Genomic DNA, 15,432 nt, shown 5'->3' with positions numbered 1-15,432 from the left:
GCGGCGCCCGCTGGGCCGTTGGAGTGGACTCGGGCAGTGGTCCACATCCGGGGGCGCAGCCGCTCCGAAGCAAGCGAGGACCCCGCCCGGCTCCGGGCGGGGGTACGCACGTCTCCGAAAGGTGAACATGCTTACTCGCAGCACTGTCATCGCCGTCTCCGCCGCCCTCGCCGCCCTCTGCGCGGCCCCCGCGTTCGCCACGGCCGACACCGGCGGCACGCGCGAGGCCGCTCCGGCCGCGGCGCACACCGCCCTGCGGGCCGTCGGTCTGACGGCCGACCAGAGGCTGGTGGAGTTCGACGTCGACAGGCCCTCCAAGACCTTCTCGATCGGCAAGGTGTCCGGCCTGCGGGGCGACACCAAGCTCGTGGGCATCGACTTCCGCGTGCAGAACGAGAAGCTGTACGGCGTCGGCGACCGGGGCGGCATCTACACCCTCAGCACCACCAACGCGAAGGCCGTGAAGGTCTCGCAGCTCACCGTCGCCCTCTCGGGCGCGCAGTTCGGCGTCGACTTCAACCCGGCCGCGAACCGGCTGCGGGTCATCTCCGACACCGGGCAGAACCTGCGCCACAACATCGACGACGCCGCGGCCCCGCTCGGCACCACCGTCGACGGCACCCTGACCAACCCGACCATGCCGCCGTCCACCGCGAGGGGCGTCACCGGCGCCGCGTACACGAACAACGACCTGAACGCCGCGACGGCCACGTCCCTGTTCGACCTGGACACCGCGGCCGACCGGATCTCGCTGCAGTCCCCCGCCAACGCGGGCAGCCTGGCCCCCACCGGAAACCTCGGGGTCAACGCCGCGCCGAACGCCGGCTTCGACATCTACTACTCCGTCAAGACCGGTGTGAACAAGGGCTTCGCGGCGATCGGCACCGGCCGCTCGTACGGCCTGTACGAGATCAACGTGCTGAACGGCAAGGCCACCGGGCGCGGTGCGTTCCCGGCCCGGCAGCAGGTCACCGACCTCGCGCTGCCGCTGAACCAGGAGTAGCGGCCGCACGACCGCGGGCCGGGACTCCGTCGGGAGTCCCGGCCCGCGGTCACGTGCCGTACCGGGCGGGAGGTCCGCGGCGTCGGCCTGCCGCCCACGACGCGGCAGGTGAACGCCGGGGGCTATCCGGCGGTGACGAAGACGCTGTGCCAGCCGCTGGCACCGTCGGGGACGGTCCTGGCCCGCTCCTCGGTCTGTAGCAAGCCGGTGCCGTCGGTGGCCCGGACGGTGAGCGTGTGGCCGCCGGCCGCGGCGTTCCAGGGGTAGGACCACTGGCGCCAGGTGTCGACACCGGCCTGGGGCGCCAGGTCCGCGTCCCGCCAGGGCCCGTCGTCCACGCGCACCTCGACGCGCTCGATGCCCCGGTGCTGGGCCCACGCCACCCCGGCGACGACGACGGAGCCGGCGGCCGGGCGGGCGAAGGGCTTGGGGGTGTCGATGCGGGCCTGCGTCTTGATGGGCGCCTTGCGGGCCCACTTGCGCTTGACCCAGTAGGCGTCGTAGGCGTCGAAGGTGGTGAGCTCCAGGTCCTTGAGCCACTTGCAGGCCGACACGTACCCGTAGAGACCGGGCACGAGCATCCGTACGGGGAAGCCGTGGTCGAAGGGGAGCGGTTCGCCGTTCATGCCGACGGCGAGGAGCGCGTCGCGGCCGTCCATGACGTCCTCGACCGGCGAGCCGAGCGCCATGCCGTCGACGGAGCGGGCGACGAGCTGGTCGGCCGGGCCGCCCTTCGAGGGGGGCTTGACCCCGCATTCGCGCAGGAGGTCGGCGAGGCGGACGCCGAGCCAGCGGGCGTGGCCGATGTAGGGGCCGCCGACTTCGTTGGACACGCAGGTCAGGGTGATGTCGCGCTCGATCAGGGGGCGTTCGAGCAGGTCCTGGAGGGTGTAGGTGCGGGGCCGGGCGACTCCCTTGCCGTGGATGCGCAGCCGCCAGGTGTCGGCGTCGACCCGGGGGACGACCAGGGCGGTGTCGACGCGGTAGAAGTCCTTGTTCGGCGTGGTGAAGGCACTGATGCCCTGGGCCTTCAGCTGGACTCCGGCCGGCAGGGCGGGGGCCGGGGAGGCCGGCGCGGGGAGCTTCAGCGCCTCCCTCGACGCCACGGCGCCCTGGCCGGCACGGCCGGAGAGCGTACGGCCCAGAGCCCCCACACCGGCGGCGGCGACGGCGGTGACCGAGGCCGCGGCCAGGAACCCCCGGCGCGACCAGCGCCCGTCGGGTGCTCCGGCGGCTGACTCCGGTCCGGTGTCCGGGACGGCCCGTCCGGCCAGCAGGTAGAGGACCGCGGCGCCCGCGAGGGCGCCGACGAGGGAGGGCAGGGCGTCCACGGGGCCCTGGGTGTCGGGGCGGGTCAGCGCGGCCGCCGCGCCGATGACGCCGAAGAGGAGCACGCCGGCGGCGCCGGTGCGCCGGTGGCGCAGGGAGAACAGGCCGAGCGCGACGGCGAGGAGACCGAGGGTGGCGAGGATGCCGAGCTGGAGGACGAGCTTGTCGTTCTCGCCGAAGGTGCGGATCGCGAAGTCCTTCACCGCTGCCGGGGTGCGGTCGATCGCCGCCCCGCCGACGACGGTCACCGGTCCGGCTTGCGGCCGCGCCAGGGAGGCGACGAGCTCGGCGACCGCCAAGGCGGTGAAACCGGCCAGCAGGCCGGCCGCGGCGCCCCTGAGGCCGCGGGCGCAGGTCGTTCGGAAGTTGCTCACACCCTGCATTCGCGTCGCCACGTCCGTCGGATTGGTCCCACTTCGGACGAGGTGGGGAACGGCCGCTCCCCCGGCGTCCGCCCGCGCGGGGGCGTGCCGGTGCGGCAGGTGCGACCGGCCGGGGCGGGCACCTGCTCCCCCTGCGTTCAGCCGTACGGGCGGAGCCCCGGCCCCGGCCAATCCTCCTCGGCCTCCGTTCCGAAGACCGTGCAGGCGACGGGCGGGTCGACGGCCGGACCCCGGAGCTACGGGGGCAGGTCCCGTCGCCGGGCCGGGTGCCCGTCCCGCGGACCGGCGACGGCGCTGCCGTCCGTGCCGCTCGACGGCGCCGGCCGGTCGCCGGACGGGTGTCGGAGCGGACCCGCTTCCGGCAGGCAGGACCCGACCTGCGCGGCGGACCCGCCCCGCCGCGCGACCGCATGGGGTGACCAGATGAAGCACGAAGACGATCCGCACGCCCTCGCCGGCGCCTACGCCCTCGACGCCCTCGACACCGAGGAGCGCCGCACCTTCGCCGCCCACCTGGAGCGGTGCCCGGCCTGCGTCCAGGAGGTGGCCGGCTTCCGGGCCGCGTCGGCGGCGCTCGGCACGGCGGTGGGCACGCCCCCGCCCCCGGGCGCGAAGGAGGCGGTCCTGCACGGCATCGGCTCCGTCCGCCAGTCGCGCCCGCCCCTCCGCGCCGACCGGCCGGCCGGACCCCTCGTACGCCTGGCGCGCAGGACCGGCCCCCTGGTCCTGGCGGCCTGTGTCGCCGCTGCCGCCTTCGGCTCCGCCGCCGTCTGGCAGCACCAGCGGATCCAGCAGGCGCGGCCCGGGGCGCTGCTCTCGGACGGGCAGGTGCGGGCGCTGTCCGCCGTCATGGCCGCGCCGGACGCACGGAGCGTGCACGGGCGCACCCGCGGCGGCACGACCGCGACCGTGGTCACCTCGGCGCTGCTGAACCGGTCGGTGTTCGTCGCCTCCGGCCTCCCCCCGGCGCCCCCCGGTTCGGTCTACCGGCTGTGGTTCGACGACCACGGCACGATGCGTCCGGCGGGGACGATGCACCGTGACGGCGCGGTCCTGCTGCACGGCGACACGGCTCAGGCTCTGGCCGTCGGCCTGACCCTCGAACCCGAAGCCGGTGCGTCCCGTCCGACGTCCAGCCCCCTGATGCTGCTCAACCTCCACGCCTGACACCCGTGTTCGCGTCGGGTTCGGGCACCGCGGTCCCCCGGTCCCGCAGGTCGCGGACGCAGGCGTCGTAGGTCGCGCGGTGCACGGCCCGGGCGAGGCGGGCGCCCCAGGTCGAGCGGGGGCCGGTGAAGGGCTCGTACGGCTGCCCGGGCCGCGGGTGCGGGGCGGCGATGCAGACCGCGTCGGTGGGCGTGCCGGACGCGTCGACTCCGGCGTCGCGCAGCGCCTGCACCTTCGCCTCGGTGGCGGTCGCGACCGCGTTGACGTACGCGGCGGGCGACAGCGGGACCGGAAGGGCCCCGATGATGTTGATGGTGCCGGCCGGCGGCGGCCCGTCACCGGCCGGCTCGGGCGAGGCGGCCCAGCCGTGCACGCCCACGCCGGCCGTCACCAGCGCCTCGGCCTCCGCGTCGTGCGCGTATCCGTGGGCGCCGACCCGGGCCGCCGTCATGAAGGCGGCTCCGGGGCCGCCGAGCCGGGCGCCCCGGGCCAGGGCCTCCAGGTGCCGGTCGGGGTCGTGGCGCCGGTAGCCCGCCGGGACCTGGGCGTTCATCACCCAGTGGCGCTCGCCCCAGCCGCCGCCGAGGACGGCCGAGGACAGCATCGGCCAGCCCGGGCCCGGGGCCCACACGAGCAGCGGCAGGCGCAGTCCGTCCTCGACGCGGGACAGCTCCGTGGCCGAGGACAGGGGAACGAGCGTGCGGGGGGCGGAGATCACAGGGAAGGGTAACCGCGGCCGGGGAGGGGCTATCCTCACAGCCGTATATCTTGACCATCAAGATATACGGCTATCGAGAGACCCCTGCCCCAGGAGCACCATGTCCCCCTCTCCCCGACTCGCCAGATGGCTCGTCCCCGCCCTCCTCCTCGTGGCGTGGCTCGGCATCGGCGGCACGCTGGGCCCGTACGCCGGCAAGCTCGGCGAGGTCGCCACCAACGACCAGGCGGCCTTCCTCCCCCGGAGCGCCGAGTCCACGAAGGTCGTCCGGGACCAGGCCGCCTTCCGCCGGCAGGAGTCCCTGCCGGCCGTCGTCGTCTGGACCCGCGACGGCTCCGCGTCCGTCACCCCCGAACAGACGGCGGCCGCGACCGCCGCCCTCGCCCGGCTCGACGGCCGCCCCTCCTTCGCGGGTCCGCCCTCCCCCGTCGCCGCGTCCGAGGACGGCCGGGCGCTGCGCGCGGTGCTGCAACTGCGCCCGGACCTGGGCGACGGACTGCCGCCGGCCCTGGAGGAGATCCGCGCCGCCGCCTCCCTCGTCGGCGGAACGACGGCCCGGCTGACGGGGCCCGCCGCGACGCAGGCCGACCTGTCGGACGCCTTCGCCGGCATCGACGGCCTGCTGCTCGGCGTGGCGCTGCTCACCGTCCTCGTGATCCTGCTGCTCGTCTACCGCAGCCTGCTGCTCCCCCTACTGATCATCATCGGGGCCGTGTTCGCGCTGGGCACGGCGTGCGCCGTCGTCTACGCGCTGGCCGACCGGGGGCTGGTGCGCGTGGACGGCCAGGTCCAGGGGATCCTCTCGATCCTCGTGATCGGAGCGGCCACCGACTACGCCCTGCTGCTGACGGCGCGCTTCCGCGAGGAACTCCAGCACGGGGACGACCGTTTCGCGGCCATGCGCGCAGCCCTGCGCCAGTCGGCCGGCCCGGTGGTGGCCAGCGCGGGCACGGTGGCACTGGGCCTGCTCGCCCTCTTCCTCAGCGACCTGACCAACAACCGGGCGCTCGGCCCGGTCGGCGCGATCGGCATCGTGTGCGCGGTCCTGAGCTCGCTCACCTTCCTCCCCGCCGCACTGGTGCTGCTCGGCCGCCGGGCGTACTGGCCCGCGCGCGTCCGGCAGGGGAACGGCGGGCGGGGCGTCTGGGAGCGGACCGCCGCGCTCGTCGACCGCGCCCCCCGCACGGTGTGGTCCGTCGTGCTCGTGGGTCTGCTCGCCTGCTCGGCCTTCGCGCCGACCCTCCGTTCCGGGGGCGTACCGCTCGACGAGATCTTCGTGAACGAGGCGCCGTCCGTCGCCGGTCAGCGGGAGCTGAGCCGGCACTTCCCGGGCGGCTCGGGCAACCCGGCCGTCGTGATCGCCGACGCGGACCGGCTGCCGGAGGTCCGCAGGGCGGTCGAGGAGACGGACGGCGTGGCCTCGGCCGCCGTGGTGACCGAGAAGGCGAATCCGCAGGCGCCGCTGGTCGCGGACGGACGGGTCCGCATCGACGCCACCCTGGAGGACCCGGCGGACACCGCCGCGGCGAAGGCGACCGTGGTGCGGCTGCGGCAGGCCGTGCACGCGGTGCCGGACGCCGGAGCCCTCGTCGGCGGTTACACCGCGCAGGCCTACGACACGCAGCGGACCGCCGAACGGGACCGCACGCTCATCGTCCCGGTGGTCCTGGCCGTCATCCTGCTGATCCTGATCGGACTGCTGCGTTCACTGGTGATGCCGCTGCTGCTGGTCGCCACGGTCGCCCTGAACTTCTTCGCCACCCTGGGCGTCTCGGCGCTGGTGTTCCGGCACGTCCTCGGCTTCACCGGTACCGACTCCTCGGTCCCGCTGTACGGGTTCGTCTTCCTGGTGGCGCTGGGCGTCGACTACAACATCTTCCTGATGTCGAGGGTGCGCGAGGAATCGTTGCGCCACGGGGTCCGCGAGGGCGTGACGCGCGGGCTGACGGCCACGGGCGGTGTGATCACCTCGGCGGGGGTGGTGCTCGCGGCCACCTTCGCCGCCCTCGGGGTGATCCCGCTCGCGTTCCTGGTCCAGATCGCGTTCATCGTCGCGTTCGGGGTGCTGATGGACACCCTGCTGGTCCGCTCGCTCCTGGTGCCCGCGCTGGTCCTGGACATCGGCCCCCGGGCCTGGTGGCCCGGCCGGCTGAGCCGGACCGCCGCCCCGGCCCCGGAGCGCGAGCCCGCGGCGGCGCGTACGGACTGAGCCCGCGGAGCCGGTGCCGCCCGTCCTGCCCGCCCTGCCCGTCCTGCACGTGCGCCGGCGGGCGCGGGCGGGGCAGCGGGCTCAGGCCCCGGTGGCGCCTCCGGCCCCGCCCGCGGAGAACTCCTCGCCGAGCAGCGCGAGGAAGCGGAGCGCGGCGGCGGCGTCGTCCTCACCGGCGCGCTCCAGGGCGCGTTCCGTGGCGCGGGCCAGCACCCGGAAGTGATCGGCCGCGACCTTGCGGGCCGTGGGCTCGTAGTGGAGGTGCACGACGCGGCGGTCGGCCGAGTCCCGGACGCGCCGGACGTGTCCCGCCTTCTCCAGGCGGTCGAGGCAGGCGGTGACGGAGCCCGAGGTGATCCCGAGGTGCTGTCCGAGCTTTCCGGGGGTCAGCGGGGACGGGGCGTCCAGGATCGCGGCCAGCGCCTGGATGTCGGTGGCGTGCAGGCCCTGTTCCCCGGCGAAGCGGTGGATCAGGCCGTTCATCGCGCCGTTGATGTGGCGCAGGTGGCGGGCGACGGCCATCAGCCGCGCGTCGCCCGTACCCGGCCGCCCGGCACGGGGTCCGTCGTCTTCTCGCCGGTCAGCCGCCTCCACCCGCACAGACTATCCCCTGGGCGGGACGCCCCGGGGACGGCCCGGGACGGCCGCCGCGGGCCCCGGGGCGGCCCCGGCGGCGGCCGCGCGGGACGTCACCCGGATGGCGTGCGGGTGGTGCCCCGCGTGCGGGCGGTCACGGCCTTGACTGGACGGAACGAACAACTTCAGGAGGCGTGATGGCGATGGTGTGGATGCGTGGCCTGGCCGGTGCGGCCGTGGCGGTGCTCGCTCTGGGTGCGGCGGGCTGCTCGGGTGACGGCGATCCGGGCGCCGCTGCCTCGAAGGCCGCGTCGGCCGTGGAGTCCGCGGGGGCGGCGGTCTCGTCCGCGGCGTCCCAGGCCTCGGACGCGGCGGCGTCGGCCGCCGCCGTGGCGAAGGACAAGCTCGGTGAGGTCAAGGACGGTGTGGACGCGAAGGCGGAGGTGACCCTGGGGGCGCCCGCGACCGACGGGGAGGGCTTCACGACGGTGCCCGTCTCCGTGAAGAACACCGACGGCTCGGCGAAGTCGTTCGCCGTGCAGGTGAACATGAAGGACGAGAGCGGCAACCTGCTCGACACGGTCGTGGTGACGGTCTCGGACGTGCCCGGCAACGCGACGGGGCAGGGCAGCGCGCGCAGCACGCACAAGCTGTCCGGCACGGTCACGGCGGAGACCGGCACGGCACTGCGGTACTAGGCCGTCTCTTTCGGATCTTGTCGGCCGAGCCCGCGGCGTCTGGTGCCGTGTCTGGGCGTGCTGTCGGGGCGTTCGCGTACTGGGCCGTACGTGGTCGCCTCGGCAGTGCGGCCAGGCGCGGTGCCAGGCGTCGTGGGCCCGGCAAGATCCGAAAGAGACGGCCCAGGCCGTCCCGTTCGGATCTCGCCGGCCGAGTCCGCGCTGTCCGCTTCCGGGCAGCGCGTGCTCGTCCGCCGCGGGGCCGTGAGGACGGGGTCCCGAGACGGGTCTCCCAGCACGGGGTTCCGAGGACGAGGCGCCCGGTGGCCGGGCCCCGAAGGCGGTGAACCTCCTGGTCAGCGGCGCCCCTTGGGCTTTCCGCCGACGGAGTGCGGCGTCCGTGGTTCGTCACGCCCATGGTGGCCCGCCGGGCGGGCGGCTTGGATGGCCGGGACCGGGACGGCGGGGGACGGGGAGACGCGCATGGCTGCGGTGCTGGAGGGCTGTACGCCCTGGCCCGAGGAGTTCGTCGACCACTACTGGGCGGCCGGGCACTGGCGCGGCCACACGCTGGACGACCTGTTGCGCGACTGGGCCGTGCGGTACGGGCCGCGGACCGCGCTGGTGCACGGCGGCGCCCGCCTGACCTACGCGCACCTGAACCGGCGCGCGGACCGCATGGCCGCCGGATTCCGGCTGCGCGGCCTGCGGCCCGGGCAGCGGGTCGTCGTCCAGTTGCCGAACGTCCCCGAGTCGGTCGTCACCGTGTTCGCGCTGATGCGCGCCGGCGTCGTCCCCGTGCTCTGCCCGGTCTCGTACCGCGCGGCCGAGGTGTCCCCCCTGGTGCGGCTCGCCCAGGCGGTCGGCTACGTCGCCCCCACCGCGTACCGGGGCTTCGACCACACGGCGATGGCCGCGGACATCGCCGCCGAAGGCCCGTTCCTGCGGCGGGTGTTCCCCCTCGACGCGCCGGGCGAGGAGTCCCCGTACGGCGGCTTCACGACCGACCCGGCGGGCTGCCACTACTTCCCGCTGGACTCCGTCGACTCCCCGCCCGACCGGGTGCCCGAGCGGAGCGCCGGGCAGGTGGCGCTCCTGCTGCTCTCCGGCGGCGCCGGAGAGGCACCCCGGCTCGTCCCGCGCACCCACGACGACTACGCCTAACCAGGCGCGGGCCGCCGCCGAGCTGGTGTCGCTCACCGGGGACGACGTGTACCTCGCCGCGCTGCCCGCCGCGTCGAACCTCGTCCTCGGCGCCCCCGGCATCGTCGGCACCCTCTCCGTCGGAGGCACCGTCGTCCTGGTCGAGGACCCCGACCCGGCCGCGTGCCTCCCCGTCGTCGCACGGGAGGGGGTCACCGTCGCCTCCCTGGCTCCCTCCGTCGCCCGCCTCTGGCTGGACGCGCCCCCCGCGGTACGGGCCGACGGCGCCTCCCTGCGCCTCGTGCAGGTCGGCGCCGCGTACCCGGACCCGGACCCCGAAGCGGCGACGGCCGAACGGATCGGCGCCGCCTGGGGGTGTCGTACGCAGCAGGTCCTGGGCGGGGCCGAGGGGCCGCTCGTCCTCACCCGGCCCGCCGGTCCCGACGGGGCCGCGTCCCCCGCGCACGGCCGACCGCTCTCGCCCGACGACGAGGTCCTGCTGGTCGGCGCCGACGGCCGCGAGGTGTCCGACGGGGAGCCGGGCGAGCTCCTCGCCCGCGGCCCGTACACCCCGCGGGGCTACTACCGGGCGCCGGAGCACAACGCGCGCGCCTTCACCGCCGCCGGTTACCTCCGCACCGGCGTCCTGGCCCGGCGGACCCCGGACGGCGGCCTGGTCGTGACCGGCCGCCTCGACGGCCTCGCGCTGCCCGCCGCCCCCGGATCCTCCTGGAGCGCGTGACGGCCCGGAGGGGCGCGGCACCGCATTGCGCAGGTCAGGGGCCTGCGCGGAGAACCCGGACGGTACGGGACGTGTTTCCGCGGGCGCGCCCCGCCGGCCGGCGGACGCCACGGATCCGGAGCGGGCCCGCGGAGCGGATTCACCCGAACGGCCGCGCTCCGGTGTCCCTCCCCCGGCCCCGGACGAAGGCTGAAGTCGCGCCTGAAGCGGCGTTCCCTCAGGTCAAGGAGCATCCCGTGGCCCAGCACACGACACCCCAGCCCTCCAACCCCGCCCCGCACCGGTCGTACGACACCGGCAGTGCCTGGGCGGCCGGCGGCACCGTGTTCGCCGCCGTCCTGCTCCTCGTGGACGGCGTACTCGGCGTGATCAAGGGCATCACCGGGATCGCCGAGGACGACGTCTACTCCCGCGTGGGGAACTACACCTTCAAGTTCGACGTGACGGCGTGGGGCTGGATCCACCTGGTCCTCGGCATCATCCTGATCATCGTCGGCGCCGGCCTCTTCAAGGGAGCCCTCTGGGCCCGCGCGATGGGTGTGGCCCTGGCCGGGGTCAGCGTGATCCTGAACTTCATGTGGCTGCCCTACACGCCGATCTGGGCCATCGTGTCGATCGCCATCGGCCTCTTCGTCATCTGGGCCCTGTGCACCGGCAGCATCCGCCAGGACTCCCGCACCGCGTGACGGAGCCAGCCACGGCCCCGCCGTCCCCGTACGCCGCACACGCGGCCCGGTCGTGGACCCGGGGAGACCCGGCGCACGAGAACCCCCGCGTGACCCGCCCCCAGGCCGTGGCCCCCGCCGCGCCCTGGGGGTCTCCGCAGCAGCCGCCAACCCCGGAGGGCCGATGCGCCGCTACCCGCCCATTGCCGAGCACGGCCTGATCGGTGACCTCCAGACCTGTGCGCTGGTCTCGTCCGACGGTGTGCTCGACTGGTTCTGCTCGCCCCGCTTCGACTCGCCGAGCATCTTCGCCGGCCTCCTCGACCACGAGCGCGGCGGCCACTTCGCCATCACGGCCGACGCCCCGGAGACACCCCCCGCCCCGGACGGCGGCCCCGGCGCGGCGTACGGCCCGCCCGCCGTCACCACGCGCCAGCTCTACCTGGCCGACACCGGCATCCTCATCACCCGCTTCCTCACGCCCGAGGGCGTCGGGGAGGTCGTCGACTTCATGCCGGTCCACGATCCGCACACCGTCACCGACCGGCACCGGATCGTGCGGTTCATGCGGGTCGTCCGCGGCACGGTGCGCTTCACCGTGGAGTGCCGCCCCCGCTTCGACTACGGCCGACTCCCCCACGCCCTGACCTCGGACGGCGCCACCGCGCGCTTCGAGGGGCCGGGCATCACCGCGCACCTGCAGGCGGTCGGTCCGCTGTCGCTGGAGACCGACGGCCCGGACGTGCGCGCCGCGGTGGCCCTGGAGGCCGGCGAGCACGCGGCCGTGGTCCTGACGGTCTGTGACGCCCGTGGCGCGGCCCCGCCGCCGGTGACCATGGCCGACATGGTGGACATGTTCGTCGGCGTGCGCCGCTTCTGGCACGGCTGGATCGGACGCTGCACGTACCGCGGGCGGTGGCAGCAGATGGTCAACCGCTCCGCCATCACCCTCAAGCTGATGACGTACGCGCCGACCGGCGCGCCGATCGCCGCCGCCACCATGGGACTTCCCGAGCAGGAGGGCGGCGAACGCAACTGGGACTACCGCTACACCTGGGTCCGCGACGCCTCCCTCTCGGTCCGCGCCATGCGCGACCTCGGCTTCACCGAGGAGGCGAACGCGTTCCGCGACTGGCTCGGGCACCGGCTCGCGGAGGGCCGCGCCCCCAACGGCGAGCCCCTGCAGATCATGTACCGCGTGGACGGCGACCCGTACCTGACCGAGGAGGTCCTCGACCACCTGGAGGGCTGGCGGGGCTCCGCCCCGGTCCGCGCGGGCAACGGCGCGGCCGGCCAGCTCCAGCTCGACATCTACGGCGAGGCCGTCTACGCCCTCGCCCCGACCGGGCAGGTCGCCAACATCATCGGGTACGACGGCTGGGTGCGCTGCGCGGAGGTGCTGGACTGGCTGTGCGACAACTGGGACCGCCCCGACGAGGGCATCTGGGAGACCCGCGGCGGCCAGAAGGACTTCACGTACAGCCGCCTCATGTGCTGGGTGGCCTTCGACCGCGGCATCCGCCAGGCCACGGCCAACGCCCGGCCGGCGGACCTGGTCCGGTGGACGGCCGCCCGCGACGCCGTGCTGGAGCAGGTCATGACCCGCGGCTGGAGCGCGGAGCGGCGGGCCTTCGTCCAGCACTACGGCAGCGACGTCCTGGACGCCTCGCTCCTGCTGATGCCCCTCGTCGGTTTCATCGCACCCCGGGACCCGCGGTGGCTCTCGACCCTCGACGCGATGGAGGACGAGCTCGTCTCCGACAGCCTCGTCTACCGCTACGACCCGGCCGCCTCGCCCGACGGGCTCCAGGGGGCGGAGGGCACGTTCTCCCTGTGCAGCTTCCTGTACGTCTACGCCCTCGCCCGGGCGGGGCGGATCGAGCAGGCCCGCTACGGCTTCGACAAGATGCTCACCTACGCCAACCACGTCGGGCTCTTCGCCGAGGAGATCGGCCCCACGGGCGAGCAGCTCGGCAACTTCCCGCAGGCCTTCACCCACCTCGCCCTGATCACCGCGGCGGTCGCCCTCGACGCCGAACTCGACGGGGCGGCGCGCCACGACGACAGCCGGCTGCCCGGACGGCCGGGGGGCGGCTAGGCCGTGCCTTTCGGATCAGGGCGGATCAGGCCGGGCTGTCCGGTGCCGTGCATCGCAAGGCCGAGGAGGGAGCCGACGTGGTGTGTCGGCGACCGACGAGAACGCCGCGAGGCGCGGTGCCGGGCAGCCCGGGCCCGCCATGATCCGAAAGACACGGCCCAGGCCGGGTCGTGCCCGGACGGCGGTCCGGGGCGACGAGAGCCCGGGGCGCCGTCGGCGCGCAGGCCGTCAGGGGCCCGCGGCCGTTCCGAGGCGGGCGTCGCGCAGGGCCGTGTACACCGACCAGGTCACCGAGACCAGCGGGACCGCGACGACCGCGCCCACCACCCCGGCCGCGATCGCCCCGGCGATGACCGAGACCGCCACCACGAGCGGGTGCAGCCGGACCGCCCAGCTCATCACCAGCGGATGCAGCAGGTGTCCCTCGATCTGGCCGATGACCACGATCAGGGCGACCACCACGGCCGCGGTGACCGGCCCCTTCGCGGCCAGCGCGACGACCGCGGCGACCGCCAGCGCGACGGGCGAGCCGACGAGGGGGACGAACGCCGCGAAGAACTCCAGCAGCGCCAGCGGAACGGCCAGCGGGACGCCCAGGAAGTACAGGGCCACCCCGACGAGGAGCGCGTTCGTCGCCGCGATCAGCACGATGCCGTGGGTGTAGCCGGTGAACGTGCGCCAGGCGGCCCGCCCGGCGACCGCGACGCGCTCGCGCGGGGCGTCGGGCAGCTGCGCGCAGAACCACGACCACTGGCGGTCGCCGCCGTTCAGGAAGAACACGGAGGAGAAGAGCGCGAGGGCGACCACGGTCAGGACCTCGACCAGGTGCCCGGCCCCGCTGAGCGCCGTGCTGACCAGGGTGGACCGGTGGCTGGAGAGGTACTCCCCGAGGCGCGTCTGGAGGTCCGCCAGCGCCCCCGGGTTCAGCCGGAACGGCGGCCGCTCCAGCCACGCCTCGATGCTGTCGAGGCCCGCGCGGAACTCCCGTACCAGGGTGGTGCTCTCCCCCGCCACCGCCTCGCCGACCAGCGCCAGCCCGCCCAGCAGCAGCACCGCGCTGCCGATCAGGCAGACGGCGACGGCCGGGGGCCGGGACATGAAGCGCTCCAGCTGCCGGACGGGGACGGACAGCAGCGCCGTGACGACCAGGCCGAGGAAGAGCGCGACGGCGATCTCGTGGAACCGGCCGAGCACGGCGAAGACCGCGTAGACGGCGGCCCCCACGACCAGGAGGCGCCAGGCGTAGGACGCGGCCGTACGCAGGAAAGCGGACACCGGTGGCATGTCCCATGGCTGCCACCGCGCGGCCGCCTTGGCACGCGCCCGGTGCCGGATTCGCCCGTCCGGGGCGGACAAATGCGTTGCGGGGGGCGTCCGCCGGCGCGGACGATGGACCGTCGTGAGCACTTCCCGCTGGGCAGCCGTACTGCCCGACCTCTCTCCCTGGCGTTCCGGCCGGGACTTCCGGCTGCTGTTCTACCAGGGCACGGTCACCTTCTTCGGCTCGTTCATGGCGATGATCGCGCTGCCGCTGCAGATCAAGCACCTGACGGACTCGCCGCTGGCGGTCGGGGCGATGGGCGCGGTGGAGCTGGTGCCGCTGGTGGTCTGCGGTCTGTACGGGGGCGCGCTCGCCGACGCCGTGGACCGGCGGCGGCTGATCCTGCTGACCGAGGCCGGGCTCGGGGTGCTCGCCCTGGTGCTGCTGGTGAACGCGCTCCTGCCGGACCCGCTGCTGTGGCCGTTGTACGTGGTCGCGGCGGGCGTGTCGGCGCTCACCGGTCTGCAGCGGCCGGCGCTGGACTCGCTGATGGCGCGGATCGTGCCGCACGACCAGCTGGCGGCGGCCGCCGCGCTCAATGGGCTGCGCTACCAGTTCGGGGCGATCGCCGGTCCGGCGCTGGCCGGGCTGGTCGTCGCGTTCGCGGGCTACGCCTCGGCCTACGCCGTGACCGTCGCCGGGTTCCTCGTCTCGGTGCTGCTGTGCCTGCGGCTGGCCCCGGCGCCGCCGGTGAAGGACGCCGAGCGTCCGTCCCTGCGCGGGATCGCGGAGGGCGCGCGCTACGCGTGGAGCCGTCCGGTGCTGCTGGGGACGTACGCCGTCGACCTGGCGGCGATGTTCTTCGCGTTCCCGAACGCGATCCTGCCGTTCCTCGCGGACGAGCTCGACGCCGTGTGGGCGCTGGGCCTGATGTACGCGGCGGGTGCGGTGGGCTCGCTGGTGCTGGGCCTGACGAGCGGCTGGGTGTCGCGGGTACGCCGGCACGGGCTGCTGGTGGTGTGCGGGGCCGCGGCGTGGGGGCTGGCCATCGCGGCGGCGGGCTGGTTCACGACGGTCTGGCCGGTGCTGCTGTGCCTGGCGGTGGCGGGCGCGGGCGACATGCTGAGCGGGCTGGGGCGCAGCACGATCTGGAACCAGACGATCCCGGAGGGACTGCGCGGGCGGCTGGCCGGCATCGAGGTCCTCTCGTACAGCGTCGGCCCGCAGCTCGGGCAGGTCCGGGCGGGTGCCATGGCGGGCTGGACGGGCACCCGTACGGCGTTCTGGAGCGGCGGCCTGGCCTGTGTGGCCTCGGTGGCCGTGCTGGCGGCGCTGCTGCCGAAGCTGATCTCGTACGACGCGCAGGCCGACGAGGACGCGCTGAATCAGCGGGCGGCCCGCGGGGCGGAGGCCGGGGCCGAGCCGAGCGCCACGGCGGCCTGACCCGGGGGGTGGCGCTCG

At 75.0% G+C, this 15,432-nt stretch carries 13 protein-coding genes; 9 read left to right on the top strand and 4 right to left on the bottom strand.

Annotated elements, in window-relative coordinates; genetic code table 11:
* The first annotated feature begins 127 nt into the window (after nucleotides 1-127).
* Nucleotides 128-1,003 carry a DUF4394 domain-containing protein gene (locus ACZ6S8_RS31900; RefSeq protein ID WP_469460913.1) on the top strand — a complete coding sequence of 292 codons (876 nt, stop codon included), beginning with the start codon at nucleotides 128-130 and terminating at the stop codon, nucleotides 1,001-1,003.
* Nucleotides 1,004-1,125: 122 nt separating this feature from the next.
* Here the strand turns inward: ACZ6S8_RS31900 and ACZ6S8_RS31895 are convergent, their stop codons facing one another.
* Nucleotides 1,126-2,715 carry a molybdopterin-dependent oxidoreductase gene (locus ACZ6S8_RS31895; RefSeq protein WP_469460912.1) on the bottom strand — a complete coding sequence of 530 codons (1,590 nt, stop codon included), beginning with the start codon at nucleotides 2,713-2,715 and terminating at the stop codon, nucleotides 1,126-1,128.
* A gap of 423 nt (nucleotides 2,716-3,138) precedes the next feature.
* Here ACZ6S8_RS31895 and ACZ6S8_RS31890 point away from each other — a divergent pair, with 423 nt between their 5' ends.
* Entirely contained in the window at nucleotides 3,139-3,882 is a 744-nt protein-coding gene (locus ACZ6S8_RS31890) for an anti-sigma factor (RefSeq protein ID WP_469460911.1), read from the top strand.
* On the opposite strand, the gene ACZ6S8_RS31885 is transcribed toward ACZ6S8_RS31890, so the two are convergent.
* Nucleotides 3,866-4,600, bottom strand: a complete 735-nt coding sequence (locus ACZ6S8_RS31885) for an adenosylcobinamide amidohydrolase (RefSeq protein WP_469460910.1) — start codon at nucleotides 4,598-4,600, stop codon at nucleotides 3,866-3,868. The genes ACZ6S8_RS31890 and ACZ6S8_RS31885 overlap by 17 nt on opposite strands.
* A 100-nt stretch (nucleotides 4,601-4,700) precedes the next feature.
* Here ACZ6S8_RS31885 and ACZ6S8_RS31880 point away from each other — a divergent pair, with 100 nt between their 5' ends.
* Complete coding sequence (locus ACZ6S8_RS31880; RefSeq protein ID WP_469460909.1) at nucleotides 4,701-6,809, top strand: MMPL family transporter; 2,109 nt, start codon at nucleotides 4,701-4,703, stop codon at nucleotides 6,807-6,809.
* A gap of 81 nt (nucleotides 6,810-6,890) precedes the next feature.
* On the opposite strand, the gene ACZ6S8_RS31875 is transcribed toward ACZ6S8_RS31880, so the two are convergent.
* Complete coding sequence (locus ACZ6S8_RS31875) at nucleotides 6,891-7,403, bottom strand: MarR family winged helix-turn-helix transcriptional regulator (RefSeq protein WP_469460908.1); 513 nt, start codon at nucleotides 7,401-7,403, stop codon at nucleotides 6,891-6,893.
* Between the two features lie 179 nt (nucleotides 7,404-7,582).
* On the opposite strand from ACZ6S8_RS31875, the gene ACZ6S8_RS31870 reads away from it, so the two are divergent.
* From ACZ6S8_RS31870 to ACZ6S8_RS31850, 5 genes are all read left to right on the top strand, one after another.
* Complete coding sequence (locus ACZ6S8_RS31870) at nucleotides 7,583-8,083, top strand: hypothetical protein (RefSeq protein ID WP_469460907.1); 501 nt, start codon at nucleotides 7,583-7,585, stop codon at nucleotides 8,081-8,083.
* 462 nt (nucleotides 8,084-8,545) lie between these two features.
* A complete protein-coding gene (locus ACZ6S8_RS31865; protein WP_469460906.1) occupies nucleotides 8,546-9,226 on the top strand; it encodes an AMP-binding protein in 681 nt (226 codons plus the stop codon).
* Between the two features lie 25 nt (nucleotides 9,227-9,251).
* Nucleotides 9,252-9,947 carry an AMP-binding protein gene (locus ACZ6S8_RS31860; RefSeq protein ID WP_469460905.1) on the top strand — a complete coding sequence of 232 codons (696 nt, stop codon included), beginning with the start codon at nucleotides 9,252-9,254 and terminating at the stop codon, nucleotides 9,945-9,947.
* 236 nt (nucleotides 9,948-10,183) lie between these two features.
* Nucleotides 10,184-10,633: a DUF7144 family membrane protein gene (locus ACZ6S8_RS31855; protein WP_469460904.1), complete on the top strand. Its 450-nt coding sequence runs from the start codon at nucleotides 10,184-10,186 to the stop codon at nucleotides 10,631-10,633.
* A gap of 163 nt (nucleotides 10,634-10,796) precedes the next feature.
* On the top strand, nucleotides 10,797-12,710 hold the full coding sequence (locus ACZ6S8_RS31850) for a glycoside hydrolase family 15 protein (RefSeq protein WP_469460903.1): 1,914 nt from the start codon (nucleotides 10,797-10,799) through the stop codon (nucleotides 12,708-12,710).
* Nucleotides 12,711-12,938: 228 nt separating this feature from the next.
* On the opposite strand, the gene ACZ6S8_RS31845 is transcribed toward ACZ6S8_RS31850, so the two are convergent.
* Complete coding sequence (locus tag ACZ6S8_RS31845; protein ID WP_469460902.1) at nucleotides 12,939-13,994, bottom strand: AI-2E family transporter; 1,056 nt, start codon at nucleotides 13,992-13,994, stop codon at nucleotides 12,939-12,941.
* A 115-nt stretch (nucleotides 13,995-14,109) separates the two neighbouring features.
* On the opposite strand from ACZ6S8_RS31845, the gene ACZ6S8_RS31840 reads away from it, so the two are divergent.
* Nucleotides 14,110-15,414 carry an MFS transporter gene (locus tag ACZ6S8_RS31840; RefSeq protein WP_469460901.1) on the top strand — a complete coding sequence of 435 codons (1,305 nt, stop codon included), beginning with the start codon at nucleotides 14,110-14,112 and terminating at the stop codon, nucleotides 15,412-15,414.
* Nucleotides 15,415-15,432 lie beyond the last annotated feature (18 nt).

The organism is Streptomyces sp. NPDC048461 (assembly GCF_055587105.1).
Note: the sequence above shows the minus strand (reverse complement) of the source record. Positions and strands in the feature narration are given on the sequence as shown.